Source organism: Bradyrhizobium cenepequi (genome assembly GCF_020329485.1).
GTDB lineage: Bacteria > Pseudomonadota > Alphaproteobacteria > Rhizobiales > Xanthobacteraceae > Bradyrhizobium > Bradyrhizobium cenepequi.
The window spans coordinates 249,389-274,836 of record NZ_JAGKJI010000003.1; the positions used below are offsets into that span (position 1 = coordinate 249,389).

Here is a 25,448-nt window from a genome sequence, read left to right on the forward strand (position 1 = left end):
CGTCGATGGTCAGAATTGCATGTAGAATATAATTTACACGGAAAAAGTTGAATGCAAAACTGCAGCTGCCACAAAGGGAGGTTCTGTTATGCGGCAAGGACGGCATTTTCTGCAGATTCCAGGCCCCAGCCCGGTTCCCGATCGCATTCTCCGGGCCATGGACATGCCCGTCATCGATCATCGGAGTGCCGAGTTCGGCCAACTCGGCCGCACCGTTCTGGAAGGCTCCCAGAAGATCTTCCAAACCTCCGGACCGGTGGTGATTTTTCCGTCCTCGGGTACCGGTGCGTGGGAGGCTGCGATCGTCAACACACTGTCGCCGGGGGATCAGGTGTTGATGGTGGAGACCGGTCACTTCGCCACCCTATGGCGCCAGATGGCCGCGCGCTGGGGGATTGATGTCGATTTCATGCCCGGCGACTGGCGTCGCGGCGCCGACCCCGCCGCCATCGAAGACCGGCTCGCGCGCGACACGTCCCATGTGTTGAAGGCTGTGATGGTCGTTCACAACGAGACCTCAACCGGCGCGATCAGCCGGATCGGAGAGATCCGCGCAGCGATGGACCGTGTCGGTCATCCGGCCCTGCTGATGGTCGACACCATCTCTTCGTTGGGCTCGGTCGACTACCGGCACGACGAATGGAGAGTCGATGTCAGCGTCAGCTGCTCGCAAAAAGGATTCATGCTGCCGCCAGGCCTCGGATTCAACGCCATCTCGGACAAGGCTCGCACCGCCGCCAAGAACAACAGGATGCCCCGATCATACTGGGATTGGGAGGAAATGCTGAAGCCGAATGCAAACGGCTTCTTCCCGTATACGCCGGCGACTAATCTGCTCTACGGCTTGCGCGAGGCGATCACAATGCTGATGGAAGAGGGGCTCGCCAACGTGTTCGCCCGCCATCAGCGGCTCGCGGCCGCAACACGAGCGGCTGTGAATCACTGGGGTCTGGAAGTGCTGTGCCAGGAGCCAAAAGACTTTTCTCCGGTGCTCACCGCCGTGGTGATGCCACCAGGCTATGACGTAGATCAGTTCCGCAAGGTGGTGCTTGACAATTACAACATGTCACTCGGCTCCGGATTGTCGAAGGTGGCAGGCAAGGTGTTCCGCATCGGGCATCTCGGCGAATGCAATGAGCTGACCTTGCTTGCGGCGCTGACGGGCGTGGAAATGGGATTATCGGTCGCGGGCATTCCGCACCGGGCTGGCGGCGTCGAAGTCGCGATGAAGCTTCTCGAACAGCGCACCGAGGCAAATTCCGCGGCACACCTCAAAGTCGTCGGCAGCTAGGGCTTCCTCCTCTCAAGCTAGCGTCTCGCCGCAGGCGCGCGGCGATTCGAACAAATCGAACAAGCCATAAAGCCGAGGGAGGTCGAACTTGAAGTTCCGATTCAAGGCGACACATATCGTGCTCGCGATGCTGTGCGCGATGTATTTTATCACCTATGTCGACCGCGTGAATATTGGCACCGCGGCCAGCGAGATTCAGAAAGAGCTAGACCTCACCAATACGCAGCTAGGCCTCATATTCTCGGCCTTCGCCTATCCCTACCTGCTGTTCCAGATCATCGGTGGCTGGGTCGGCGACCATTTCGGGCCACGCAAGACGCTGTTCTGGTGCGGCATGATCTGGGCTGCCGCAACGATCATGACCGGGTTCGTCGCTGGCATCGTGTCGCTGTTCGTCGCACGTGTCGCGTTGGGGTTCGGCGAAGGCGCGACCTTTCCGACAGCGACGCGCGCGATGCAGTATTGGACGCCATCGGACAAGCGTGGCTTCGCGCAAGGGCTGACGCACGCCTTCGCGCGACTGGGCAACGCGGCGACGCCGCCCTTGATCGCGCTGCTGATAACGTGGGTGACCTGGCGCGGATCCTTTGTCGCCTTGGGGTTCGTAAGCCTGGTCTGGGGGATCGCCTGGGCCTGGTATTTCCGGAACGAGCCACGGGAGCATGCGGGAATGACCGAGGCTGAGCTTGCGTCATTGCCACCACGTCCGACCGGCCCCCGGCCTCCGGTGCCGTGGTCTCCGCTCCTGCGGCGGATGTGGCCGGTCACGCTGACCTACTTTGGCTACGGCTGGTCCCTGTGGCTCTATCTCAACTGGCTGCCGCTGTTCTTCAAGAACAACTTTGGCCTAAATATCAAGAACTCGGCGCTGTTCGCTTCAGGCGTCTTCTTCGCCGGCGTCGTCGGCGACAGCATGGGCGGTATTCTGTCCGACCACATCCTCAAGCGCACCGGCAGCATCCGCTTCGCTCGCCTGAGCGTGATCGTCGCCGGGTTTGCCGGAGCGCTCGCCTCATTGCTCCCGATCCTGTTCATCCATGGTATCACGGTCGTGGCCTTGTGCCTGTCTGCGGGTTTCTTCTTCGCTGAGCTTGTGATCGGTCCGATCTGGTCGATACCGATGGACATCGCGCCGAAATATTCAGGCACGGCCTCCGGCATCATGAACACCGGCTCTGCCCTCGCCGCCATCGTCTCGCAACTCGTCGCCGGCTTTGTCATCGATGCAACCGGCAATTGGTATCTGCCATTCTTGATGTCGATGGGACTTCTGACGCTCGGCGGTTTTTCGGCGTTCATGATGCATCCCGAGCAACCGTTCGACGAGATCGTGGTCGGCGTCCCGGGCGGAAAGACGGTGGCTGCGGAATGATGATAGGCCCCGCAACGGGCGGGTCGTGCCCAAAGACGGGCGGCAGCGGTCCTTCGCAGCTGCTAAGCTAAGATCGCCTGCCGACCGTGGCCAGACGGGGCACTGGGCGCCCGCGTCTTGTATATTGATTATGCATTGACGGGTCCCGCCCGGTGGGGGACAAGCCTGCCCGAAGAATGCTATTCGAGCGGCTCAAAACGCCAAGGCTAGACCGGGAAGGACGGCTCATGACCCTGCACACTGGACGGCATTTTCTGCAGATTCCGGGACCGACCAACGTGCCGGACCGGGTTCTGCGCGCCATGGACATGCCGGCCTGGGACCATCGCGGCCCTGAATTTGCCGAGCTCGGTTTTGCGGTCCTGGCCGGCCTGCAGCGCCTGTTCCGTACCAAGGAGCCGGTGCTCATCTTTCCTTCGTCCGGCACTGGCGCTTGGGAAGCCGCGATCGTCAACACACTATCGCCGGGCGACAAGGTCCTGATGGCCGAGACCGGGCAGTTCGCGATGCTCTGGCATGGCATCGCCAGCAAGTTCAATCTCGACATCGAGTTCGTTCCGGGCGACTGGCGTCATGGCGCGGACATCGGCGAGATCGAAGCGCGGCTTGCGGCCGACCGTGCGCACAAGATCAAGGCGGTCATGGTCGTGCACAACGAGACCTCGACCGGTTGCGTCACACCGCCGCTCGAGGTCCGCAGGGCAATGGACCGCGTCAAGCATCCCGCGCTCCTGATGGTCGACACTATCTCCGGCCTGGCTTCCATGGAATACGAGCATGATGCCTGGGGTATCGATGTTTCCGTCGCGGGCTCGCAGAAGGGCATGATGCTGCCGCCGGGCCTCGGCTTCAACGCGGTGTCGGAAAAAGCGCTCGCGGTGGCGAAAGCCAATTCATCCTCGATGCGCTCCTATTGGGACTGGCAGGAGGTGATTGCTTTCAACAAGGCCGGCACCTGGCCTTATACGCCGGCAATCAACCTCCTGTTCGGGCTCAGGGAAGCCGTCAAGATGCTCGAGGAAGAGGGCCTCGAAAATGTCTTCGCCCGCCACAAGCGCCATAGCGCGGCGACGCGCTCGGCGATGAAGGTGTGGGGACTGGAGACCCAGTGCCAGGATCCCCAAGCACACTCGCCGGCCTTGACCGGCGTGGTGATGCCGGAAGGCCATGACGCCGACAATTTTCGCAAGATGGTGCTGGAAAGCTTCGACATGTCGCTCGGTACCGGGCTGAACAAGATCAAGGGCAAGATGTTCCGGATCGGCCATATCGGGCACTTCAACGACCTGATGCTGATGGGCACGCTGTCGGGCGTCGAGATGGGGCTCGACCTGGCCAAGGTGCCACATCGGAGCGGCGGCGTGTTGGCGGCTATGGAGGTGCTTAAGGGGCGCGATGTCTTGCCGATGCCCAAGGCCGCGGTCGCCTGAGTTGGTCCAATAACAACAGAGAGGTCGCCATGAACGCCCCGGTCACTCCCAGCGAAGACCTGATCTATTCCGTCGAGGACGGGATCGCCAAGATCACTTTCAACCGGCCGCAGGCGCGTAACGCCTTGACCTTCGCGATGTACGAGCAGATGGCCTCGATCTGCGAGAGCATCAACGGAGACCGCTCGATCAAGGCGCTGATCCTGACCGGTGCTGGTGATAAGGCGTTTGCCTCAGGTACCGACATCTCGCAATTCCGCGCCTTCAAGACGGCGCAGGACGCGCTTGACTATGAAGCGCGGATCGACCGAGTGCTCGGCGCTCTTGAGCAGTGCCGGGTGCCTGTCATCGCGGCGATCGCCGGTGCCTGTACGGGCGGCGGCGCCGGGATTGCGGCCTGCTGTGACATCCGGATCGGTACCGAAGCGACGCGGATCGGATTTCCAATCGCGCGCACGCTCGGCAACTGCCTGTCGATGTCGAATATCTCGCGCATTGTCGCGCTGATCGGTCCGGCGCGCACCAAAGATATGATTTTCAAGGCCCGCTTGGTCGAGGCGCCAGAAGCGCTGGCGCTCGGCTTGCTCAATGAAGTCGTGCCCGACGTTGTGACCTTGCAGCGCCGCGCGGACGAGACCGCAAAGCTCATTGCGAGCCACGCGCCGATCACGCTTGAGGTAACCAAGGAGGCCGTGCGCCGCATCCGCCGTACGCTGTCGCGCGACGAGGGCGAGGACCTTATTCTGCGTGCCTATATGAGCGAGGATTTTCGCGAGGGCATGGACGCCTTCCTCAACAAGCGTACGCCGAACTGGAAGGGCAAGTAGGTGGCATCGTCTTTTCTGCGGCGGTCGATGCTGGACGGACGCTGCCGCGAACCGGCGTGGCGCTCGGCAGGCCCGCGGACGGGGCCGATTCGCCGCGTCGGCTCTTACAATCTCATCCCAAAGTCAGTAGCAATGTGGGGGTTCGCGGCTTGAACTTCGCGTTCCCAGCCCGCAGAATGGCAACGCAGGCACGCCCCTGATGTGCCAATCCAAAATAAAGCCATAGGGAAGAAACGTGAGACATTTCGCAGGAGCCGCGACCGCTTTGGCGGCCGTTCTAATGACCGCACCGGCACTTGCTGCCTGGGAGCCGACCAAGCCGGTCGAGATCGTCGTCGCTGCCGGAGCCGGCGGCGCCTCCGACCAGATGGCGCGCATGATGCAGGCAGCGATCCAGAAGAACAATCTGATGAAGCAGCCGATGGTCGTTTCGCTCAAGGGCGGTGCATCGGGGGCCGAAGCGCTGATGTACATGAAATCGAGCGAGGGTGATCCAAACAAGGTGCTCGTCGCCTATTCCCTGATTTACATGCTGCCGCTGTCGGCGAAAATTCCGTTCAACTGGCGTGACCTCACTCCGGTATCGGTGGTCGCAATGGATCAGTTCGTATTGTGGGACAACGCATCGGGTCCAAAGACGGTGAAAGAGTTCATCGCTGCAGCGAAGGCAGCATCTTCACCGTTCAAGATGGGCGGCACCGGCTCCAAGCGTGAGGACCACGTGCTCACGGTGTTCATGGAGCAGAAGACCGGCGCGAAATTCTCCTATCTACCGTACAAGTCCGGCGGAGAAGCGGCGACGCAATTGGTCGGCAATCACACCGAAGCCAACGTCAACAATCCCTCTGAGAATCTGGAAGTCTGGCGCGCCGGTCAGGTGCGCGCGCTCTGCGTGTTCGACAAGGAGCGCATCTCCTACAAGACCAAGGTCACCGAAACGCAATCCTGGAACGATATCCCGACATGCAAGGAAGAGGGGCTCGACGTCCAATACCTGATGTTGCGGGCGATGTTCCTGCCGGGCAAGGTCACGGCCGAGCAGCAGGCGTTCTATGTCGACCTGTTTCAAAAGGTGACGCAAACGCCAGAATACAAGGAATATATGGAAAAGCAGGCGCTGAAGCCGATCTTCCTCACGGGCAAGGATATGGTGCAGTTCCTCGAGGAAGACGACAAGCTCAATGCCTCGCTGATGAACGAAGCTGGCTTCGTCGCGAAGTAGCGCGTCCGGGCAGCAGTCGGATTCCCGGTCTCATTTGTCAGCGTGGCCGTAACCGACCATGCGGATACGGACATTTTCGATCTCTTCGGTGGGCAGCAGACGCGGCTTCCCGATCTGCAGGCAGCCGTGGTACTGCCGCGCCAGCGTTTCGACCTCGACCGCGAGCCACATGGCCTTGGCAAGCGATGGCCCGACGGCGATCATGCCGTGATGTTCGAGCAGGCAGGCGAGCCTTCCATCGATCGCCTTGACGGCATGTGCGGACAGTTCCTGCGTGCCGAACGTTGCGTATGGCGCGCACCGGATGGTGTCGCCGCCTGCGCAGGCGACCATGTAGTGGATCGGCGGAATCTCCAGGCCCATAATGGCGAGGATCGTGCAATAGGTCGGATGGGCGTGAACCACGGCGTTCACGTCCGGGCGAGCGCGCAGGATGTCCAGGTGGAAGCGCCACTCGCTCGATGGCCGCTGCGTTGGATCAAATGAACCGTCGAGGCCCATATAGACGATCTGCTCGGGCTGCATCGTCTCATAGGGGACGCTGGTCGGGGTGATCAGCAGGCCCGCCTCATGCCGCAGGCTGATGTTGCCCGACGTGCCCTGGTTGATGCCGAGCCCATTCATGCGCAGACAGGCATCGATGATGGATTGGCGTTTTTCCTTGTCGTTCATGGTTAACCTATCAAACGCCGTTTACCGCTCCGGAGAATGCTTGATTATTGCGTCGCAGTATAGTCGAACATTGCTTCGAAAGTCTGATCGGGAGAGGCCATGACCAGCACAGTGCTAGGCGTTATCGGCGGATCCGGCATCTACGACTTGCCGGGTCTTGAAAACGTCCGCGAGGAGACGATCACGAGCCCCTGGGGCGAGCCCTCCGCGCCACTCCGCCTTGGCACCATTGCAGGCCTACCAATCGTATTCCTGCCGCGGCACGACAAGGGGCACCGGCTGTCCCCCTCCGACATTAACTACCGGGCCAATATCGATGTCCTGAAGCGGGCAGGGGTCACCGACCTCGTATCGCTGTCGGCCTGCGGCTCGTTCAAGGAGGAACTGTCGCCCGGCACTTTCGTGATCATCGATCAGTTCGTGGACCGCACCTACAAGCGCGAAAGCTCGTTCTTCGGCAAAGGCTGTGTCGCCCATGTCTCGATGGCGCATCCGGTATCGCCGCGCTTGCGCATCCATCTGGCGGCCGCTGCAGAGGCCGAAAGCATTCACTTCGCGCGCGGCGGCACCTATCTCTGCATGGAAGGTCCGCAGTTCTCCAGCCTTGCCGAAAGTCTGACGTACAAGGAACTTGGCTACTCGGTGATCGGCATGACCAACATGCCTGAGGCGAAACTCGCTCGCGAAGCCGAGATTTGCTATGCAAGCGTGGCGATGGTGACCGACTTCGACTGCTGGCATCCGGATCACGATGCGGTGACCGTGCAAGACATCATTCGCGTGCTTAACTCGAATGCCGAGAAAGCCAAGGCGCTGGTGGCGCGCCTGGCAAAGGATTTTCCGCGCGAGCACGAGCCGTGCCCGATCGGCTCCGACCGCGCGCTCGAGACCGCGCTGATCACGGCGCCCGAGGCGCGCGATCCGGAACTGCTCAAGAAGCTTGATGCCGTTGCGGGACGGATACTGCGCTCATGAAAGTCGACGGCCGACATTTTCGCACGATCTGGCTTGAGCCTGACGGCTGGTCCGTCAGTGCCATCGATCAGCGACGACTGCCACATGAATTTGTCATCGCGCATCTGGTCAGCGGCGAGAAGGCTGCGGACGCAATCCGAACCATGCTGGTCCGTGGCGCGCCACTGATCGGTGCCACCGCCGCTTACGGCATGGCGTTGGCCATGCACGCTGATCCGTCTGACGTGGCGCTCGATCGCGCGTACAAGCTGCTGCTTGCGACGCGGCCGACGGCCATCAATCTGAAATGGGCGCTCGACGAGATGGAGGCTGTGCTTCGTCCGCTTGCGCCTTCTGTGCGCAGCGAAGCGGCTTACAAGCGCGCCGGCGAAATCGCCGATGAGGACGTCGGGATCAACCGGGCGATCGGCGGCCACGGCCTCGAAGTGATCGAAGCGATCGCTTCCACCAAGAAAGCCGGTGACACCATCAACATTTTGACGCACTGCAACGCGGGCTGGCTGGCGACCGTCGATTGGGGAACGGCCACGGCGCCAATCTACCGGGCCCATGATCGCGGGCTGGCGGTTCATGTCTGGGTCGACGAGACGCGTCCGCGCAATCAGGGAGCCTCGCTCACTGCCTGGGAACTGGGCCACCACGGCGTCCCGCACACCGTAATCCCCGATAACACCGGCGGCCATCTGATGCAGCATCGCATGGTCGATCTGGCGATCGTTGGAACCGACCGGGTCGCAGCCAATGGCGATGTCTGCAACAAGATCGGTACCTATCTGAAGGCGCTCGCCGCGCGCGATAACGGCGTGCCATTCTATGTTGCACTGCCGTCGCCGACCATCGACTTTAGTATCAATGATGGCCGAGAGATTCCGATCGAACAGCGTGCAGCAACCGAAGTGACGCATATGAGCGGGCGCACGGCGGACGGGCGAATTGAAATCGTGCGCGTCGTCCCTGAGGGCTCGCCGATCGCCAATTACGGCTTTGACGTCACGCCCGCGCGGCTGGTGACTGGCTTGATTACCGAACGTGGCGTGCTCCGGCCTGATCATGCTGCACTTGCGAGCGCGTTCCCGGAGCGGACTGGCACGCGCTGAGCACTGCATTGACGCCGGTCGCGTCAGCACGTATCCACGCTAGAGCGTCCGCCCGAACCGTCCGCCTCCATGTCCAATACCGATATCGAAATCGTCGTCGACGATCCGACTGCGCCCGAAGCCAATTCCCCCGCGGTGACCAGCAATGGCGTCGTGGATGCTGTCGTGTCGCTCGTGCTGCTCGCGCTTGCTGTCACGCTCGGATGGGATAATTGGCGCACGGGCGCGGCCTGGGACGCGACCGGTCCGGAGCCTGGCTACTTCCCGTTCTACCTCTCGGTCATTCTTGGCGGCGCCAGCCTCTACGGACTGTTTGCGGCGGTCTTCTCGCGCAGGGAAGCTTCCGAGACCTTCGTGACGCAAGCACAGCTTCGCCGGGTCATGGCGGTATTCGTGCCGACGGTCTTGTTCTGTCTCGCCATGCAATTGCTTGGGCTCTATGTTGCGAGCTTCCTCTTGATCTCCGGCTTCATGCGCTTTGTCGGCAAGATCGCGGCGTGGAAGTCTCTGCTCACCGCTTTCATCTTCACCGCCGCGATGTTCGTGACGTTTGACATCGCCTTCGACGTCATCATGCCGAAGGGGCCGCTCGAAGCGGCTCTCGGCTACTAATCGATCGGCGGGACTTTCAGTCATGGAAGCTTTTGGCCTGCTGCTTCACGGCTTTGCCGTTCTCCTCACCTGGAAAACGCTGTTATTGATGATGGTCGGGCTCGTGCTCGGAATTTTCGTCGGCGTTTTGCCGGGGCTTGGCGGGCCGAACGGCGTGGCGATCCTGCTGCCGCTGACCTTCACGATGGACCCGACCTCGGCGATCGTGATGCTGTCTTGCATCTATTGGGGGGCACTGTTCGGCGGCGCCATCACCTCGATCCTGTTCAATATTCCGGGCGAAGCCTGGTCTGTGGCGACCACGTTTGACGGCTATCCGATGGCGCAGCAGGGCAGGGCGGCGGAAGCGCTGACGGCTGCCTTCACGTCGTCCTTCATCGGCTCCTTGGTCGCGGTACTCCTGATCACATTCCTGGCGCCGATGATCTCGTCATTCGCGCTGAAGTTCGGGCCACCGGAATTTTTTGCGGTTTATCTCCTCACCTTTTGCTCCTTTGTCGGCCTTGGCCGCGAGGCCAAGCACAAGACCGTCATCTCGATGTCGCTTGGTCTCCTGCTCGCCGGCGTCGGCATGGATACCGTGTCCGGCCAGCTCCGCATGACCTTCGGCTCCGCTGAGCTGCTGCGCGGCATCAACTTCCTGGTCGCGGTCATCGGCCTGTTCGGCATCAGCGAAATCCTGCTCACAATGGAAGAGCGGCTGGCGCTGCGCGGCCACGCCGCCGGCATCAGCCTGCGGGTGGTGCTGTCGGTCTGGAAAGACCTGCCGAAATACTGGGCGACGCTGGCGCGTTCGTCCTTCATCGGCTGCTGGCTTGGAATCACGCCGGGCGGCGCGATTGCCGCGTCGTTCATGGGCTACAACCTCGCCAAACGCTTTGCCAAGGACCAGGACAGTTTTGGCAAGGGGCGCATCGAGGGCGTGTTCGCGCCGGAGACGGCGGCGCATGCGTCCGGCACGGCGGCATTGCTGCCGATGCTGGCACTCGGAATTCCCGGATCGGGAACCGCCGCCATCCTGCTCGGCGGCTTGATGGTGTGGGGCCTCAATCCGGGGCCGCTCTTGTTCGTCGAGCACAAGGATTTCGTCTGGGGCCTGATTGCCTCGATGTATCTCGGCAACGTCGTGGGCCTAGTCCTGGTGTTGACGACGGTGCCGATCTTCGCCTCGATCCTGCGCGTGCCGTTTGCGGCAGTTGCGCCGATGATCGTGGTGTCGTGCGCGATCGGCGCCTATGCGATCCAGAATGCGATGTTCGATATCTGGCTGATGCTGGGTTTTGGCGTGGTCGGTTACGTCTTCAAGAAGATCGGCATTCCTCTGGCGCCGTTTACGCTCGCGCTTGTGCTCGGTAACCGTGCGGAGGATGCGTTCCGGCTGTCGATGATCGGCTCTGGCGGCGATATGAAAGTGTTCTGGTCGAATGGGCTCGTCGGCTCGATCACGACGCTCGCCATCATCCTGCTGTTCTGGCCCTTGATCGACAAGGCGCTCAGCGGCGCCACGCGCCGGCTGCGACCGGCGAAGGCGTAAAGCCTCACACGACCTTGCGCTGCCTGAGCTCGGCAATCTCATCCTTGCTGAAACCGAACTCCGCCAGCACTTCGTCCCCGAATTCAGCCCGGCGCGCCGCACTACTTCGGTTTGGTTCCCACCGTCCTGGCAGGTATTCATTCAATCTGAGATACGGGCAGCCTCAAGCCGGCAGCGCGAGGCGGACCAGCCCCTGCAGGCCGAGATTGGCGTCGAAGATCATGCTGGGGTAAATCTTCTCCCGCGCCTCAGCACGAAAAGCGCTCCTGCGGACAAAAAATGGACAGCTCGAGTGGTTGGATTTACGCCTCATTTGCTGGCGTTAGAGCGACCGCATGCACTGGCGATGCCGATCTAGGCACCCAAGTGGGGTGAAAGTTGCTGGGGGGCGCTCGGGCCCGTTTAAAGGAGGAGGTACAACCGTCCGGTCGGGCAGGGCGTGGGCCGTTGCAGGGAACGGTTGTGATTTGTAACATTCTCCCACGATACAGGAAACGGACCCAATGCAAGAACCGCAAGATTTTTATACTCGGCTAGTGGCGTTTGCTTTCGAAGCGAAAGTACCCGGGGCAACGGCGCATGACCGACTTCGATACTTGAACGAACTGTTGAAGAAACATCGTTTCAAGATTGCCGACGAAGATCCGCCGCCACACCGAGCGGTAGTCCTGAAGCTCGTGGATCGCCTGCGCCCGCGGAAGACGTAACTGCCTGAGCTGATCGCCGGTCCCCGCAATCTGACCGCTATCGTGTTAGAAGCCGTCTAGGCTCTCTTGCGAGGCAAGATTCCGAAGTAGGGTTGTGTTGCCGAAACCATGTAGCTGTAGCGCGTTGGGATCGCAGCAATACGAAAGAGGTCTTTCGGTTCGCCTGGGCGAGGCCGTCAAGATCGGTGATGGGCTGACAATCGTCTCCCGGATTGAACCAGACATCAATCACAATGGATACCGAGTGCCGGCAAAATACCTGGCACGCGACAATCACACCACCTTAGACCGCCTGAGTTCAGCAATTTCATCCTTGCTGAAGCCGAACTCCGCCAGCACTTCATCGGTCTGCTCGCCAAATTCCGGCGGGCGCGCCGCCATCGTGCTTGGTGTCCGCGACAGTGTCACCGGCTGGCCCACCAGTCGGATATGGCGGTCCTCTGCGTTTGACACGTCCTGGGCGATGCCGAGATGTTTCACTTGCGCATCCTCGAACATCTGGTCGATGGAATAGATCGGCCCGCAGGGGACGCCGGCCGCGTTCAATTCGTTCACCCAGGTCTCGGTGGATTTCTTCTGCGTCCGCTCGTTGATCTTTGCATTGAGCGCGTCGCGGTTCTTGGAGCGCGCCGGCGCCGTGGCATAGTCCGGATCGCTGATCAGTTCAGGCGCCCCGATCGCCTGTGCGCAGCGCTCCCAGATGCGTCCGCCCGTCGTGGCGATGTTGATGTAACCATCTGACGTCTTGAACACGCCGGTGGGGATCGATGTTGGGTGGTTGTTCCCGGCCTGCTGCCCCACTTCTTTTTCCATCAGCCAGCGCGCGGCCTGGAAATCCAGCATGAAGATCTGCGCCTGCAACAGCGAGGTCTGCACCCATTGGCCTTCATCCGACACGTCGCGTTCCAGGAGCGCGGTTAGGATGCCGATCGCGCAGAACAGGCCGGCGGCAAGGTCGGCAACGGGAATACCGACCCGCATTGGGCCGCCGCCGGGTGCGCCGGTTACGGACATCAGCCCGCCCATGCCTTGCGCGATCTGATCGAACCCCGGGCGTTTGTGGTAGGGCCCGTCCTGGCCGAAGCCGGAGATGCTGCCATAGACAATGCGCGGATTGATCTGGCGGAGGCTCGCGTAGTCGATGCCGAGCTTGGCTTTGACGTCAGGGCGGAAATTCTCAACCACAACGTCAGCCTGTTCGGCCAGCCGCTTGAATACTTCGAGACCTTTCGGATCCTTCAGATTGAGCGTCATCGCGCGCTTGTTGCGGTGCAGGTTCTGGAAGTCCGAACCATGCCGTGGGCCACCCGGTTGCTCGTCGCCGGCATCCTCCGTCAACGCATCGATCTTGATGACATTGGCGCCCCAGTCCGCGAGTTGCCGCACACAGGTGGGACCGGAGCGGACGCGGGTGAGGTCGAGAACGGTGAATCGGGACAGGGCTTGCGATGCATGCGGGACGGGCATTTAGGGAGCTCCGGGTCGAACGGTAACGCTACAATAGCGCCGGACAACCTCCCGGCAAGGTCTGCCTCCTGCCGGCAACGGCATGGCGGACTTGATGTTTTGAGTGGGTTGGCGGGAATCATGCGGGGCGGCGATCGGGATCCGTTTCAGGGACGCCCACCCCGCAAGAGCGGGTGCGCTTTCCACATTCGGGTCACACTCCGTGCCAGTGGTCTCTGTGGCCAGTTTTGGGTGTCCTGCATCCTTGCGCCGCCAAGGAAGCCCGTCAGAGCCTGCTTGCGGCATGTTCTGGCGCGAGGGCCAAGTATCGACATCCCATCGGGTTGCTGCTAGCCCCCTCCGTACGCCAAAGAGGTCCCCGGACTTGATCGACGAGCCAAACGCGCGCGGCAGAGAGAATGCCCCCGCGGGCATTTCGCCCCCGACCCGGGCACGAAGGCTGCTTGCGGGGTGGTCCGCCAGCGTTTTCCAGCTGGTGCTCGGGATCATCCAGCAGGTCGCGCTGGTTCCGGTCTTCCTGCATTTTTGGAGCGGCGAGGAGTTGGCCGCCTGGTTCGTGATCTATGCGATCGGCAGCCTTGTGCTGGTCGCCGACGGCGGCCTGCAGCTTCGCGCCATCAACCGCTTCTTCTCATTCAAGTCGAGTGTTGATTGCGACGGCCGCACCGCGGCATTCTACGCCGCGATGCTGCGACTCTACCTTTGGCTCAGCGTCGTGCTCGCCGGTTTGGTGGTGGCCGCGGCGCTGGCTGTTTCGCCGTCCACGGTCTTCCGGTTCGAGGCGATCGAAAATTTCGATGCCGCCTTTGTGGCGATGACGGCGGGTATGCTGCTCACGCTTCCGGCGGGTCTGGTGTCGGCGCTCTATCGGGCGCGGGGGCTGTACGGTCGCGCTATCTGGTTGCAGAGTCTCGGAACGCTGATCGGGCAGGTCGCGCAGCTGGTTGCGATCGTTGCGACAGCGAGCTTGTTTGCCGTTACGTTCGCCTATGTCACGATGCAAATATTGATCGCGACCTATCTGATCATCATCGATGTGCCGCACCTGCATCCATTCCTGCGCAAGGCAAAGGGCATACGTTCGATGCGCTGGATGGTCGGTCAGTTGCGCAAGGCGGTGCCGTTCGGAATCGCCGGCGCGACCGAACTGGCGCTGATGAACCTCCCGGTGCTCCTGGTCAGCGCGCTGGTAGCCGATCGCGTCGCTGTCGCACAATGGGGTTTGATCCGCATCGCGGCCGGCCTATTGCGGGCACTCTGCCTGCAGGCGACGCTTCCGCTCGCTGCCGAACTCGGCCACGACTATGCTGTTGGTGCGACCGAACAATTGCGCGCGCTCTATGCCCGCGGTTCTGTGCTTGTCACAGTGCTCGCCAGTGCGGTTGTGTCCGGGCTGTTGCCGTTCTGGCCTGACTTCTTCGCACTCTGGACCCATGGCGCCATTGCCTATGATCCGTTGCTGGCGAAGACCATGCTGATCGGCACCAGCGTGGCCGCGCCCGCGATCCTGGCGCTAAGCTATGCCAATTACAGCAACCGAGCCGATCTTCTTGTGCGCAGCAAGGGACTGCAGCTCATTGTCTTTTTCGTCCTATCGCTGTGGATGATCCCGCAACTGGGCCCGCTGGGCGCTGCGGCCGCGATCGTGGCGAGCGATCTCCTCATTCAGTTCGGCTTGTTGACGCTCGCCATCATGCGTCAAACGCTCAAGCACCCGTTCCAGCACCTGATGTTTCTGATGGGGGTGATGGTTGCGACGATGCTGGCCGGATGGGGGTTGGGGATTATGATCCGTTCCACGATCCCCTGGACCGGCGTGCAGCGCTTCGTCGCGGAATGTGCGATCTGGCTGGCGGTTGCAGGAGTGGCGGCGATCCCGCTGCTGATGGGAAATATCCGCGCAAAGATAATCGCGACGATTCCCCGGTAAGGTCTCGTGCGGTCCTCAATAGATTCGAGGGTAGCGGCGGTATCTCAGTCTCAGCAGGTGCTGCGCGAACTCGCGATGTCCGTCGTCAATCTGGCGCGCAAAATGTTCGAGCCGCTGCGTGCCGGCGGTGGCGAGCCGGGCGCGTTCCTCGGGTACGCTGGCCTTGACGATGGCGTCCGCCAGCGAAACGGGATTGTCATAGTCGAACAGAATGGCGGCATCACCGGCTTGCGCCTTGAAGGCTTCGGGATAGATCACGGGCGTGCCAACCGACCAGGCTTCGAGCGGCGGCAGATTGGTCGGACCGAAGTAGCTTGCCATCACCAGCGCCGCTGCGTTGCGATAGAGCGGGCCCAGTTCGGCAGAGGGAACGAAACCGAGCATGCGCACGCGGTCGCTCAGATTGAGTTGTGCAGCCAAGGTTTCGATTGCAGTGCGCGAACCGCGATCCGACCCGCATAGCGCCAGCGTTGTCTCTATCCCCTGATCCCGCAGCAAACGCATCGCCAGCAGGATGGTTGCGTGATTTTTGTGAGACCAGAACTGGGCGGGGTAGAACAGATAACCAGGCTCCAGGCCGTACTTTCGAAGGATCGTGGCGTCCGCGTCCGTTTGCTCGCCAGCCGCAATCGATCGTGTCACATAGGGCGAAGGCGAAAACGGGATACAAACCGCGCGGTCCTGTTCCATCGCATAACGACGGCATAGCGCGTCAATCACCTCTTTGGCATTGGCGATGACCAAAGCTGCCTTGGAGCTGGCGCTGCGAAAGACGATTTCGCGACGTTCGAACGCAGCGAATTCGCGCGCCTCGTCGAATTCCGGCGAATCGCGGTGGCAGCCGTCGAATATCGTGATGATGAAGGGCAGCTTGTAGAGCACGAGCTGCCAATTCGACGCCGTCAGGAAATAGACGATATCGACATCCTCCCGGATCAGCCGCTTCTCAAACGGCGGGCACAGGTGCAACGCGTACTGCAGGAGATCGAACCACCCGCAATATTTCAGGAACAGGAACAGCCGGTCGAACCAGCCAATCCGCAACAGCTTGGACTCGATGCCGAGTTCGGCCAGGATGGCGATATTGTTGGGCTGGGTGGTGAACACGGTCACGTCGATCTCGGCTGTCTTCGCCCAGCCGCGCAGCCATGCGATATCGCTGAGCCCCTGCTGGAAACCGCCGCCGACCTCGAGCGGCAACTCCAGCACGACGCCAACGTGATACGGCTTCACGGTTGGACCGTCTTTCTGGCGATGGAATAGGCCGCCCAGTCCCGCGAGTTCGGCGGACTGGTCGTCGACAGCCACGCATAGTGGCCGATTGGCTCGAAACCGGTCGCGCCGAGAAGCCCCTCGATTTCGAACGGAAACCAGTAACGGAGGTGGTGTGCTTCGTCGATCCGATGGATCGTCGATTGTGCAACGTCCTCGCAGAACAGCGTGTAATTCACCTGAACGGTCGCGCTGGCCTCGTTGTGGTTGGACTGCGCGATCCGGGTGACGCGCAGGGGCGGGCGCTCCACGATCTTGACGCGGGTTTCAACGCCCTGCGCGAGCACGGCGCCGCCATACCAATAGTCGAACAGGAGAATGCCGCCCGGCTTGAGCGCGATGGCCGCACTCGCCAACATGCTCTGAAGTCTTCCCTGGCGGGTCTGGTAGCTCGCCACATGGAACAGCGCGACCGCGGCGTCGAACTCCCGCTCCGGGCCGGCTTCACAGACGTCACCCTGCCGGAACCGAACCCGTGCCGCACTGTCTCCCGTACGCGCCTCGGCCCGGCGGATCATGTCTGCACTGATGTCGACGCCGGTGACCGTCCATCCCCTGCGCGCAAACTCACGGGCGTGTACGCCGGTGCCGCATCCGAGATCGAGCAGCGTCCCGGGCGTCGCGCCATGGCGACGAAGCTGCACGTCCACAAAGGAGGCTTCCGCGGCATAATCCTTATCCTGATAAAGGAGGTCATACCACGGCGCATAGCGTTCGAAGGCGCTCAAGCAAGGATCTCCTTCAGCGCCTGTGCGGATCGCACGATCTGGTCGTCCGTTAGCGCAAGGCCGCTCGGAAGATAGAAGCCGCGGCGCGCGATCCGCTCTGCGTGGGGATGCGAGTCGCCCGTGAACAGGCCGGCTCTGCGCAGGACGGGCTGTTCATGCATGCACCAAAAGAAGGGACGGGTGCCGATGCCCTTGCCGGCAAGCCGACGCATCGCTTCTTTGGCGTCGAACGCGATCGCGTCTTTCAGCACGACGCCATACACCCAATAGATGTTATCAGCGTAATTGGTACGGGGGACAGGGCGCTGGATCAGATCGACACCCTCCAGGAGCTCGTCATAGCGCCGGCCGGTCCGGCGCTTGATGTCGATCATCTCGCCCAGCCGCTCGGTCTGGGCGACGCCGAGCGCGGCCTGCAGGTTGGTCATGCGCGCGTTCCATCCAAGCTCGTCATGGACGAAGCGCTGCTCGGGCTTGAAGCAAAGATTGCGGAGGCTGCGGAGGCGGTCGGCGAGCTCAGCGTCATCGGTCAGGATCATGCCGCCTTCGCCTGTTGTGACGTGCTTGTTCGGATAGAAGCTGAACGTGCTCACGTCTCCAAAGCTGCCGCAGGGCCGGCCGCGATAGGTCTGGCCGTGCATCTCGGCGGCGTCCTCGATCACGCGAAGGTCATGCTTGCGCGCCAGCTTAAGGATCGGGTCGAGATCGACCGGCAGGCCATAGATATGCACCACCATGATGGCGCGGGTTTTTGGCGTGATCGCTGCTTGCACTGCGTCCGCCGTCATATTCCAGGTGTTCGGATCACAATCGACCACGACGGGAACAAGTCCGGCGCGAATCACCGCGGATGCGCAGCTGATGATCGTAAACGTCGGGATGATGACTTCGCTGCCCGGCGCGAGCGAAAGCGCGTGAACGGCAATCTCGAGCGCAACGGATCCGTTGGTGACGGCAACGCCGTGACGGCGTCCCGCGATCTGCGCCATGGCCGCCTCAAAGCGCGGAATGAACGGACCTTCGGAAGATATCCATCCGGTGCGAACGCACTCGGCCAGATATTCAGCTTCGTTTCCGTTGAGAAGCGGCGTGTTGACTGGAACGAAAGCCTGCGTCACGCAACCGGACCCTTGATCCGCTTCACCACAGCCGGCGCCTCGGGGAAGCGCGTCTTGTCGCCTTCACCCGCGTAGGGCCCCTGCTTGATTTCAATCATCTCGAGCGGTTCCAACACCTCGAATCCGTGGGCGCCGCTGCAAAGAAGAATGACGTCTCCGGCCGCGAGCACGCGGCTCTCCAGATATTCTTCGCGCTCGGTGTAGAAGTCGACCTGCAGCTTGCCTTTCTGGATCACCAGCACTTCCTGGGTGTAGTGAACCTCGCGCGTCACCTTGTTGTGTCGATGCGGCGCAATGCTCTTACCCTTAGGGTGGCTCATATAGGCAAGCTGCTGCGACAATTCGGGCGTGGAGAAAAACGTGATGCCCGGTTCCCGAAAGGAGGCGCGAACGATGATCGCGTAGAGCTGATCGTTAAAGCGACAGTGTTCGACGCTATCCATGAGGCGATCCGAAAAGGTGAGTAAATTCAAGAGCCAAGCGGCGATTTCGCGGGCAATGTGGCTATTTTGGCCGTTGGCGTCAAGGAGATATTCCGTCCATCCGGTCGCGCTGGAGGCGTCACAAGTTTTCGACGGCTGCCAGGATTGCGCGGGTTCGTTCGCGATAATTGTGGGCTGTCAGCGTGCGGCGCTGACCGGCAGCGGCAATCTCCTGTCGTGCCGCATTGTCGGCGAGATATCGCTCGATCTTTTTAATGCAGTCGTCGATCGAGCGCCACGCCACGACTTCGCGGTCCGGGTCGAACAGCGTATGCAGGTTGTCCTTGAAGTCGGTGAGCAGGAACGTGCCGACGCCGGTCGCCTCGAACAGCCGCACATTTCCCGCTTCGCGGCCGACCATGTCGATGTGGGAGTTCAGCGTGATGCGAGAGCGCCGCATCGCCTGATACATCTCAGCACCCCAGGCCTCGCCTTGAAAGCAGCGATGCAGGGGGGAGGAGGCGGGCAGGCCCGGCGCGATATTGCCGAACAGCTTGAGATCGTAGCGCGCGGCAACGGCCTCCAAGAGTGCGATCCGTTGCCGATGATCGGCCGAGACGGTGCCCACAAAGGAGATATCGACGTCCGCGGTCGTTGCCGGAGGTAGCGCGTCGTTGACGCAGGGCTCGAAGGCGAGGTGGCTCACTTGGGCGCTGACGCCATGGCCTCGGAAAAACGCGACCGTGGCGGCCAACTGGGAGATCAACAGGTCATAGACCCGCCAGTCCTCGCCGCGGGTCGGCGAAATCCCGATCTGGCCAACGAGTTTAGGCTTGCCGATTCCCTTGATGCGACGCATCAGCGCGGTGTCGATGTGAAACGTGTCCTGGTTGAGCACCAGATCTGGCCTGAAATCCTCGATCTGGGCGAGCAGAATTTCTTCCGCCTGCGCATCGAGCTTCGGGCTGAGCCCAACCTTGCGGGCGAACGGCCTCAATATCGGCTTGAACGGCGCGACCGCCTGCAGCAGCCACGCCGGAAGTCGGTCACTGGCGCCCATGGCCGGCTCCGTGACGGCCGCGGCCATGCCATGCTCCCGCGCCCAGGCTGCCTGCAGCCAAGGATTGTTGACGTGGATCTCCGCCGCGGAATGGCCTAAGGCCTCAAAATTCTTCGAGTAGAAGTCCGCGACCCCGAACAGGCTGGCATTACGAGCCGCCATTTGGGCGGCGTAGGATCTATTCTCAAGACCAGGCTGTTTGCGATAGAGCCAAGCGAGGAAGCGCGGATAATCCGCGTTGAGGATCATTATCCGCATGGTTTCTCAGATTGCATTCCTTGGCTGTATCTCTGCCTCACAAGATGTGTAGGCGCGGTCGCCACTATCATGCATAGCCTTTAGTACGACAATCCCAAGTAACTGTCGGTTGGGCTGCTCGTTCTTACGTGCATATAGCAATGACGGCGCGCGCGAGCGAGCAGCTTCATTAAGCGCGTCCGGCATGACAAAATTGAGAGTCCTATCGCCACCAGCCTGCGCGGCACATATTACCGTTAGTTCGAGCTGCCGTCATCTTACATCCTTCGGCCGAGCCTTCGATGGCTATGCCTTATAATCAGAGAATCAGCGGCTCAGCCAAACCGTTCACGTTCAGCGGATTCGAAAAAAAAACCGCACCTAGCCTATTGAACGTCTCGGCGGCCGTGGGTAAGGGAAATACCCTTCCGCGGGGCGTGCGCAAAAATTTCTTAAGACTTTGATTCAGTCTCCTTCCGGCTCGATCGTCTGTTGAAGTGAGGCACCATGAACGCGGCATTCCGCCGTGTCGTCATGCGCGTGTCCCAGGAGACCAGCGAGCACCCGTGCAATCTGAGATCGGTTACAAGCGCGGCGGAGTGCGGAATCCACAGAGGCGACGATGGACGGGTACTATCTAGCTATTGGCTTCATCATCGTTCTTGCCGTCGTGATGTTCTGGGAAATTGTGGCGCTCATGGCGCTTAGCATCATCAGCCTGCAGGCGGCTGACTGGCTGGACGCTGGCAAATGGACGTCGTGGACCTTGGCTACCCAATTCGGCATCCCTTTTGACTTCCATTCTGGCCATCGGATGATGCTCCATCGGGGGATCCACTACCTTCTCTTCGACACCCAGGCCGCATTGGTGTTATTTGTCGCCGCATTGGCAGGCGCTCCGCTCAAACGATGGCTAGAGGGTCCTTCCGAGCCGTCAGAGGTGTCGCCAAGGGCGTCGGGCTCCTCCGGGCCCGTCGGCAGGGACTAGGCATAGCTGCTGGCAAGCAGGCTTAGACGCACTGAGGCTGCGGCTGCGACCTACCGTAGTGCGCACCGCGAACTGCCGCTCCCTGCAGGGCCTAGCCGTACCTCAACCTTTCGGGGCGAATTTTCTCAATCCAAGAAGGGCGCCTCCCATCCGTCTGGCGCCAAGTCTGGATAGGAAGCGACAGGCCGGAGCAGCCGCGCGCGACTCAGCGCTACGGGATTCGCTTGCAATCTATGCGGAACAGGAATTATCGAGGGTTGTTGTGCTTACGCGACATTCGAGATAGTGATCGGTGACTAACCCATGGTTGTAGGCCTGCTGCTTGTCATGACTTTTGGAAAGTTCATTGATTTTGCGTATTCTGTCGCTCGGTCGGGGCAACGCAGAGTCGGCAAGTAGTGTTAAGTAGCTAACTTGACGGTCATGCTTGATAAGAAATCCACACCAGAAACTGGATCTCGGCCAGTTGTACTGGTAACGGGAGCAAATGGTTTTGTCGGCCGTCACCTAACCCCTGTACTGTCACAAGCAGGCTGGAGGGTTCGGCGGGCTGTCCGAAGTTCCGGGTCATCCATTCATGATGAAGTCGTTGCTGGATCGATCGGCCCTTCGACCGACTGGTCAGAGGCGCTGACCGGAACGCAGGCGGTGGTTCATCTGGCGGCGCGAGTACACCAAGTCAAAGAAGAGAGCGCGATAGACGTTTACCGAACGATTAACGTCGAAGGTACGTTACAGCTCGCTCGATCTGCTGCAAAGGCAGGCGTCAAGCGGTTTATCTTTGTGAGTACCATGCTGGTTCATGGGAGTTGTACCGACGATCGCGCTCCGTTTCGAGAGTCCGATGAACTTGCGCCGCGAGGAGTTTACGGGGTTTCGAAAGCAGAGGCAGAACTTGGATTGAAGCAATTGGCTGCGGATCTGCCGATGAGCATCACCGTTATCCGACCGCCGCTAGTCTATGGACCGGGGGCTGTGGGCAATTTCCATCTCTTGGTCAAAGCGATACGCTCGGGGGCTCCGCTCCCGTTCGCCGCGGTTCACAATCGCCGCGCGTTCGTGGGCGTGCAGAACTTGGCCTCCTTCATCGCAAACAGGCTTACGCATAAGGAAAAGGCCTTCGACGTATTCCTGGTAGCCGACAAGGAGCAAGTCTCGACGCCAGAATTTATTGGGAGGCTGGCGCGAGCGATGGACAGAAAGGCGCGGCTTTTTCCAGTTCCGCGCAAGGCGTTGGAGCTCCTTCTGCGCGCAAGTGGCAGGCCCCGAATCCGTGACAGCCTTGTTGGCAGCCTGCAGGTTGATCTATCGAAGCTGATAGCCACCCGGTGGCAGCAAGAGCTTACTCTCGACGAGGGCCTTTCCGTCGCGGTTCGAACAGCCGATGGTGAGCACGCGATCTGAGATGAGCAGCGCTGTTAGCGCTCGGCCGGATAACCAAGACTATCGGAGGACATAGCTACCGACCTACCGAAGCGCTTGTAGTGGCTGGTTCGCAGGAGCGCGCCCGTGAGAGGCGGTACGATCCAGCGTACCCATCAAGGTTTGAGCCACGCGTAAAAGCGGCTTCGTCGGCAAGCACTGGTGTGTCGCTCGGCAACGGCGCCGCCACTGAAGGACTCAGATCAACGAAGGTCGGCAGCTGGTTCTTTCGAAAACACCTCTGGCGGACTGATGTACCATAATAAGAACAATACCCCACAACCATGAGTGATGAAGGCTGTGGATAGCGGTACGTTGAGAATGACTTGGGACATGACAGAGCTCGAGATGAAGACCAGTGACGGTGGTAATCGTGCCGAAGCGCTGTTGCCTAGCGCAACGACGAGACCGCAAATGAGAGCTGATAGTGGTGCTAGTTTCATTCCGACAGAGGCGATGCCCTCAGTCGCAAACAGGGAAGCATTGTAGTTTCCCAACCCATATGCATGCGCCATTACTACGCCAAGCTGATCTTGATAAGGGCAATCCACTAGCGCCTTCACGAACGACAAATGACAAAAGTAGGTCGGCTCATGTCGGGCGAAAAATTCATTGTAGACGGCCAAGGCCGCCGCCGGGGTATCAATCATTCGAAACGCGAAAAGACGGAAGGCATCGTTCTCGTGTTGTCCAAGGAGTGCTGCCAAGACACCGACCAGAAGCGGTATAGCCAGACTAAGTACTGCGGCCAGCCGAATTTCGAAAAGTCGGCCGAGGAGGGCAATGAACAACAGCCACGCAGGTGTGAACAGAGCGCTCTTGCTTAACGTGATCGGAAAGAAAAGAGCCAGCAAGACGAGCGACGCCACAGCCTTCAAGTACTGTTGCCGCAACAGAAAACAAGCAAACACGAACGGGATAAGTGAACTTGAGAAAACGCCAGCGCCATATCTCAACAATGCGGGCAATTTAAGTTCATTTCGCAGCCGAGCGGTGAGTAGTTCATTGCGGAAGTCTGCAAAGCTGCCAAAATCAGCACGGAAACTGTAGACCATCCCGAGAAGGATCACTGCGATCCCCAATGCTAGGATGAGCAACAAGAAACGGTCAAAAGTACGAGGCGCAAGCGATAACAGCGCTTTTGGCCGCGCGCGTAGCATCAGGGCGGGTACTAGAAACGCAACGGTAGAAATCAGCGCGGACGCACCGGCAAGATAATGATTGTAGTCTCTAATGGTAAAAGCGTTCAGAAATAAGAAACCGGCAACCATCTGATATAGATAGAAGCCGACGACATACCCGAAGCTGAATTGTGTTGATCCGAATGCCCACGCAAGCGGGATCAGAGCTGCAAGCATCAACCACAAGCCCATGGATCCCTGCAGCGGATCGCCGGCCGTGAGTTCTGGACGGTAGACGGAAGCATACACAAACGATAGGCAGACTGCAGCTATGTGAGCTACGACACAACCAACAATGACGATACGTCTGTCGCGATCTGACATCATGTTCCTAAGTGACTTCGTTGTGTCACGACGGCTGCCGAGCAGCAATCCGCTGGCCTCTCAAAGCGCCCTTGTGCTATGCCGCTGTGTGCCGTGGGACGGCAAGGCAATATACTACATACTCGTGCTGGTGCAGCCTTTCGTTGTTGATCCGACATTGAGGAGCGCTTGTGCGCCGGGCGAATGAAAATCTGGGTCCGTTCGCACGTCGAACTCCGCCTGGATTCCTTGGGTTGCATCCGATCGGAAAGGTGCGCCATATGCATACAGCGATCCTTTCGTAAGTAATTCGATCGGAGGAATATCCACGACAGCTCGAACAAGACGGTAGGCGAACGTCGTCGTGGCCTTAACCGACTGAATTGGGTTCACTTCGTCCTAGGACATCAAAATAGATGCTCTTCACACGCTGCATGAAAGTCCTTTGTTCGTATAGTTCTTTGGCGCGCCTATTTCCTGACTGGCCTAACCGTAAAGCCAACGAAGGATCTCCGAGGACTTCAGTTAGCGCTGAAGCGAGCGCGCTGGGATCATTCGGCGGAATTGTAAGGGCTTCTAAGTTATGTCTTGCGATATGCGGTACCGCGGTCGGCAAGGTCGTATTTACAACAGGTAATCCAGCTGCCATCGCTTGCAACTGAACCAGCCCAAACGCTTCAGCCTGCGTTACCGAGGGGAATGCGAGAACTCGCGCGGCATGCAAGTATGACTTCACTTCGCTGTCGCTAATAGCTCCGAGGAAGGTGATACGATCGGAAAGCCCCGAGTCGACGGCCATCTTTTCCAGTTCGCTTCGAAGCGCCCCTTCTCCGACGAGCACTAATTGTCCGTCCACGGCCTTGAGGGCCTCAATCAATACGGCAAATCCCTTGTACGGGACCAGCCGCCCCAAGGCTAGAATCATTCTGGGGTACTTCCGTGTCAACTCTTCGGCCTTTGTTTTCTCCTGAGATGAGCAGCACGACCAATAATCGATGTCGATCCCGTAGGGCACAACGACGCATTTTGCTCTGAACGGCTGGAGAAGGCGCGAATTTTCTATTGATGACTGATCGGCAACGATGATCCGATCCGCTCGGTCTAAGGTCCGGGTGATTGCGGGAGCGAGAAGCATTAGCAGCTGAGGATAGGTTGTGATGTCAGCGTGCCAAAACACGACGAGGCCTACACGGTTCGAAAGTCGCGAAACTGCAAGATCGGCGAGTGGGAACGGTGCATGGTGAACCACGATATCGAAATCGAGTGCGCGACGACGAAGGGCAAAAGGGTAGGTGGGCGCCAAAGGCGTCGAAAACAATGTACCCAGGGATCCAACAGCCTCTACGGGCGTGCCGTCGATAGTCTCGCGCCGAAAGCGACCGCGCGTACGGGCGACGAGCACGCGATTGTCGATCGACTCTCTAGACTCGCGACTTAGAACGGAGATAACGGAGGGCACTCCACCCTCTAGGTCGCCGCGATATACCTTGTAGGTGTGGAGAATTTTGAGCGGCTCAATCGTCATTGGTCCGAGCTGTGGTACATATGCTGTGGACCTAGCAAACTGAGGGTACGGTCGGT

The 25,448-nt window shown here is 60.2% G+C and carries 21 protein-coding genes; 12 read left to right on the forward strand and 9 right to left on the reverse strand.

Going from position 1 to position 25,448, the window contains the following annotated elements:
• Positions 1-88: 88 nt before the first annotated feature.
• The 5 genes from J6497_RS06615 to J6497_RS06635 all read left to right on the forward strand — a co-directional run bounded on the left by J6497_RS06615 (position 89) and on the right by J6497_RS06635 (position 6,142).
• A complete protein-coding gene (locus tag J6497_RS06615; protein WP_225703439.1) occupies positions 89-1,291 on the forward strand; it encodes a pyridoxal-phosphate-dependent aminotransferase family protein in 1,203 nt (400 codons plus the stop codon).
• An 88-nt stretch (positions 1,292-1,379) separates the two neighbouring features.
• Positions 1,380-2,663 (forward strand): MFS transporter, encoded by a 1,284-nt coding sequence (locus J6497_RS06620; RefSeq protein ID WP_225703440.1) that lies wholly within the window; start codon positions 1,380-1,382, stop codon positions 2,661-2,663.
• Between the two features lie 227 nt (positions 2,664-2,890).
• Positions 2,891-4,093, forward strand: a complete 1,203-nt coding sequence (locus J6497_RS06625; protein WP_225703441.1) for a pyridoxal-phosphate-dependent aminotransferase family protein — start codon at positions 2,891-2,893, stop codon at positions 4,091-4,093.
• 29 nt (positions 4,094-4,122) lie between these two features.
• The gene (locus J6497_RS06630; RefSeq protein ID WP_225703442.1) at positions 4,123-4,920 is read left to right on the forward strand and encodes an enoyl-CoA hydratase/isomerase family protein; all 798 of its coding nucleotides are present in this window, start codon (positions 4,123-4,125) and stop codon (positions 4,918-4,920) included.
• Positions 4,921-5,200: 280 nt separating this feature from the next.
• Entirely contained in the window at positions 5,201-6,142 is a 942-nt protein-coding gene (locus J6497_RS06635; protein WP_225703443.1) for a Bug family tripartite tricarboxylate transporter substrate binding protein, read from the forward strand.
• 30 nt (positions 6,143-6,172) lie between these two features.
• Here J6497_RS06635 and J6497_RS06640 read toward each other — a convergent pair whose 3' ends face one another.
• Positions 6,173-6,814, reverse strand: a complete 642-nt coding sequence (locus J6497_RS06640; protein ID WP_225703444.1) for a class II aldolase/adducin family protein — start codon at positions 6,812-6,814, stop codon at positions 6,173-6,175.
• Positions 6,815-6,913: 99 nt separating this feature from the next.
• Here J6497_RS06640 and J6497_RS06645 point away from each other — a divergent pair, with 99 nt between their 5' ends.
• The 4 genes from J6497_RS06645 to J6497_RS06660 all read left to right on the forward strand — a co-directional run bounded on the left by J6497_RS06645 (position 6,914) and on the right by J6497_RS06660 (position 11,032).
• Positions 6,914-7,789, forward strand: a complete 876-nt coding sequence (locus tag J6497_RS06645; RefSeq protein ID WP_225703445.1) for an S-methyl-5'-thioadenosine phosphorylase — start codon at positions 6,914-6,916, stop codon at positions 7,787-7,789.
• Positions 7,786-8,886 (forward strand): S-methyl-5-thioribose-1-phosphate isomerase, encoded by a 1,101-nt coding sequence (gene mtnA, locus J6497_RS06650; RefSeq protein ID WP_225703446.1) that lies wholly within the window; start codon positions 7,786-7,788, stop codon positions 8,884-8,886. Before J6497_RS06645 ends, mtnA begins: the two co-directional genes overlap by 4 nt.
• Before the next feature lie 69 nt (positions 8,887-8,955).
• Positions 8,956-9,498 carry a tripartite tricarboxylate transporter TctB family protein gene (locus J6497_RS06655; protein WP_225703447.1) on the forward strand — a complete coding sequence of 181 codons (543 nt, stop codon included), beginning with the start codon at positions 8,956-8,958 and terminating at the stop codon, positions 9,496-9,498.
• A gap of 22 nt (positions 9,499-9,520) precedes the next feature.
• Positions 9,521-11,032: a tripartite tricarboxylate transporter permease gene (locus J6497_RS06660; protein WP_225703448.1), complete on the forward strand. Its 1,512-nt coding sequence runs from the start codon at positions 9,521-9,523 to the stop codon at positions 11,030-11,032.
• A gap of 980 nt (positions 11,033-12,012) precedes the next feature.
• On the opposite strand, the gene J6497_RS06665 is transcribed toward J6497_RS06660, so the two are convergent.
• Positions 12,013-13,206, reverse strand: coding sequence for a CaiB/BaiF CoA transferase family protein (locus J6497_RS06665; RefSeq protein ID WP_225703449.1), 1,194 nt, complete (start codon positions 13,204-13,206; stop codon positions 12,013-12,015).
• Between the two features lie 364 nt (positions 13,207-13,570).
• Between J6497_RS06665 and J6497_RS06670 the strand changes: the two genes are divergently transcribed.
• Positions 13,571-15,136 (forward strand): MATE family efflux transporter, encoded by a 1,566-nt coding sequence (locus tag J6497_RS06670; protein ID WP_225703450.1) that lies wholly within the window; start codon positions 13,571-13,573, stop codon positions 15,134-15,136.
• A gap of 15 nt (positions 15,137-15,151) precedes the next feature.
• Here the strand turns inward: J6497_RS06670 and J6497_RS06675 are convergent, their stop codons facing one another.
• The 5 genes from J6497_RS06675 to J6497_RS06695 form a co-directional block, all read right to left on the reverse strand.
• Positions 15,152-16,444, reverse strand: a complete 1,293-nt coding sequence (locus J6497_RS06675; RefSeq protein ID WP_225703451.1) for a glycosyltransferase — start codon at positions 16,442-16,444, stop codon at positions 15,152-15,154.
• Positions 16,366-17,136 (reverse strand): class I SAM-dependent DNA methyltransferase, encoded by a 771-nt coding sequence (locus tag J6497_RS06680; RefSeq protein WP_225703452.1) that lies wholly within the window; start codon positions 17,134-17,136, stop codon positions 16,366-16,368. The genes J6497_RS06675 and J6497_RS06680 overlap by 79 nt, the downstream gene beginning before the upstream one ends.
• The gene (locus J6497_RS06685) at positions 17,133-18,254 is read right to left on the reverse strand and encodes a DegT/DnrJ/EryC1/StrS family aminotransferase (protein WP_225703453.1); all 1,122 of its coding nucleotides are present in this window, start codon (positions 18,252-18,254) and stop codon (positions 17,133-17,135) included. Before J6497_RS06685 ends, J6497_RS06680 begins: the two co-directional genes overlap by 4 nt.
• Complete coding sequence (locus J6497_RS06690; RefSeq protein WP_225703454.1) at positions 18,251-18,697, reverse strand: cupin domain-containing protein; 447 nt, start codon at positions 18,695-18,697, stop codon at positions 18,251-18,253. The genes J6497_RS06685 and J6497_RS06690 overlap by 4 nt, the downstream gene beginning before the upstream one ends.
• Positions 18,698-18,815: 118 nt before the next feature.
• Positions 18,816-19,994, reverse strand: a complete 1,179-nt coding sequence (locus tag J6497_RS06695; RefSeq protein WP_225703455.1) for a CgeB family protein — start codon at positions 19,992-19,994, stop codon at positions 18,816-18,818.
• A 601-nt stretch (positions 19,995-20,595) separates the two neighbouring features.
• Between J6497_RS06695 and J6497_RS06700 the strand changes: the two genes are divergently transcribed.
• A complete protein-coding gene (locus J6497_RS06700; RefSeq protein WP_225703456.1) occupies positions 20,596-20,961 on the forward strand; it encodes a hypothetical protein in 366 nt (121 codons plus the stop codon).
• A 423-nt stretch (positions 20,962-21,384) separates the two neighbouring features.
• Entirely contained in the window at positions 21,385-22,365 is a 981-nt protein-coding gene (locus J6497_RS06705) for an NAD-dependent epimerase/dehydratase family protein (RefSeq protein WP_225703523.1), read from the forward strand.
• Positions 22,366-22,586: 221 nt separating this feature from the next.
• On the opposite strand, the gene J6497_RS06710 is transcribed toward J6497_RS06705, so the two are convergent.
• Both J6497_RS06710 and J6497_RS06715 read right to left on the reverse strand, forming a co-directional pair.
• Complete coding sequence (locus J6497_RS06710; RefSeq protein ID WP_225703457.1) at positions 22,587-23,888, reverse strand: hypothetical protein; 1,302 nt, start codon at positions 23,886-23,888, stop codon at positions 22,587-22,589.
• Positions 23,889-24,237: 349 nt separating this feature from the next.
• Positions 24,238-25,392 (reverse strand): glycosyltransferase, encoded by a 1,155-nt coding sequence (locus tag J6497_RS06715; RefSeq protein WP_225703458.1) that lies wholly within the window; start codon positions 25,390-25,392, stop codon positions 24,238-24,240.
• Between the last annotated feature and the right edge of the window lie 56 nt (positions 25,393-25,448).

Bases quoted from the DNA above. Each gene is read 5' to 3' on its own strand.
- J6497_RS06615 (WP_225703439.1), top strand. From the start codon at position 89: ATGCGGCAAGGACGGCATTTTCTGCAGATTCCAGGCCCCAGCCCGGTT.
- J6497_RS06625 (WP_225703441.1), top strand. From the start codon at position 2,891: ATGACCCTGCACACTGGACGGCATTTTCTGCAGATTCCGGGACCGACC.
- J6497_RS06630 (WP_225703442.1), top strand. From the start codon at position 4,123: ATGAACGCCCCGGTCACTCCCAGCGAAGACCTGATCTATTCCGTCGAG.
- J6497_RS06635 (WP_225703443.1), top strand. From the start codon at position 5,201: ATGACCGCACCGGCACTTGCTGCCTGGGAGCCGACCAAGCCGGTCGAG.
- J6497_RS06640 (WP_225703444.1), bottom strand. From the start codon at position 6,814: ATGAACGACAAGGAAAAACGCCAATCCATCATCGATGCCTGTCTGCGC.
- J6497_RS06645 (WP_225703445.1), top strand. From the start codon at position 6,914: ATGACCAGCACAGTGCTAGGCGTTATCGGCGGATCCGGCATCTACGAC.
- mtnA (WP_225703446.1), top strand. From the start codon at position 7,786: ATGAAAGTCGACGGCCGACATTTTCGCACGATCTGGCTTGAGCCTGAC.
- J6497_RS06655 (WP_225703447.1), top strand. From the start codon at position 8,956: ATGTCCAATACCGATATCGAAATCGTCGTCGACGATCCGACTGCGCCC.
- J6497_RS06660 (WP_225703448.1), top strand. From the start codon at position 9,521: ATGGAAGCTTTTGGCCTGCTGCTTCACGGCTTTGCCGTTCTCCTCACC.
- J6497_RS06665 (WP_225703449.1), bottom strand. From the start codon at position 13,206: ATGCCCGTCCCGCATGCATCGCAAGCCCTGTCCCGATTCACCGTTCTC.
- J6497_RS06690 (WP_225703454.1), bottom strand. From the start codon at position 18,697: ATGGATAGCGTCGAACACTGTCGCTTTAACGATCAGCTCTACGCGATC.
- J6497_RS06695 (WP_225703455.1), bottom strand. From the start codon at position 19,994: ATGCGGATAATGATCCTCAACGCGGATTATCCGCGCTTCCTCGCTTGG.
- J6497_RS06700 (WP_225703456.1), top strand. From the start codon at position 20,596: ATGGACGGGTACTATCTAGCTATTGGCTTCATCATCGTTCTTGCCGTC.
- J6497_RS06705 (WP_225703523.1), top strand. From the start codon at position 21,385: ATGCTTGATAAGAAATCCACACCAGAAACTGGATCTCGGCCAGTTGTA.
- J6497_RS06710 (WP_225703457.1), bottom strand. From the start codon at position 23,888: ATGTCAGATCGCGACAGACGTATCGTCATTGTTGGTTGTGTCGTAGCT.
- J6497_RS06715 (WP_225703458.1), bottom strand. From the start codon at position 25,392: ATGACGATTGAGCCGCTCAAAATTCTCCACACCTACAAGGTATATCGC.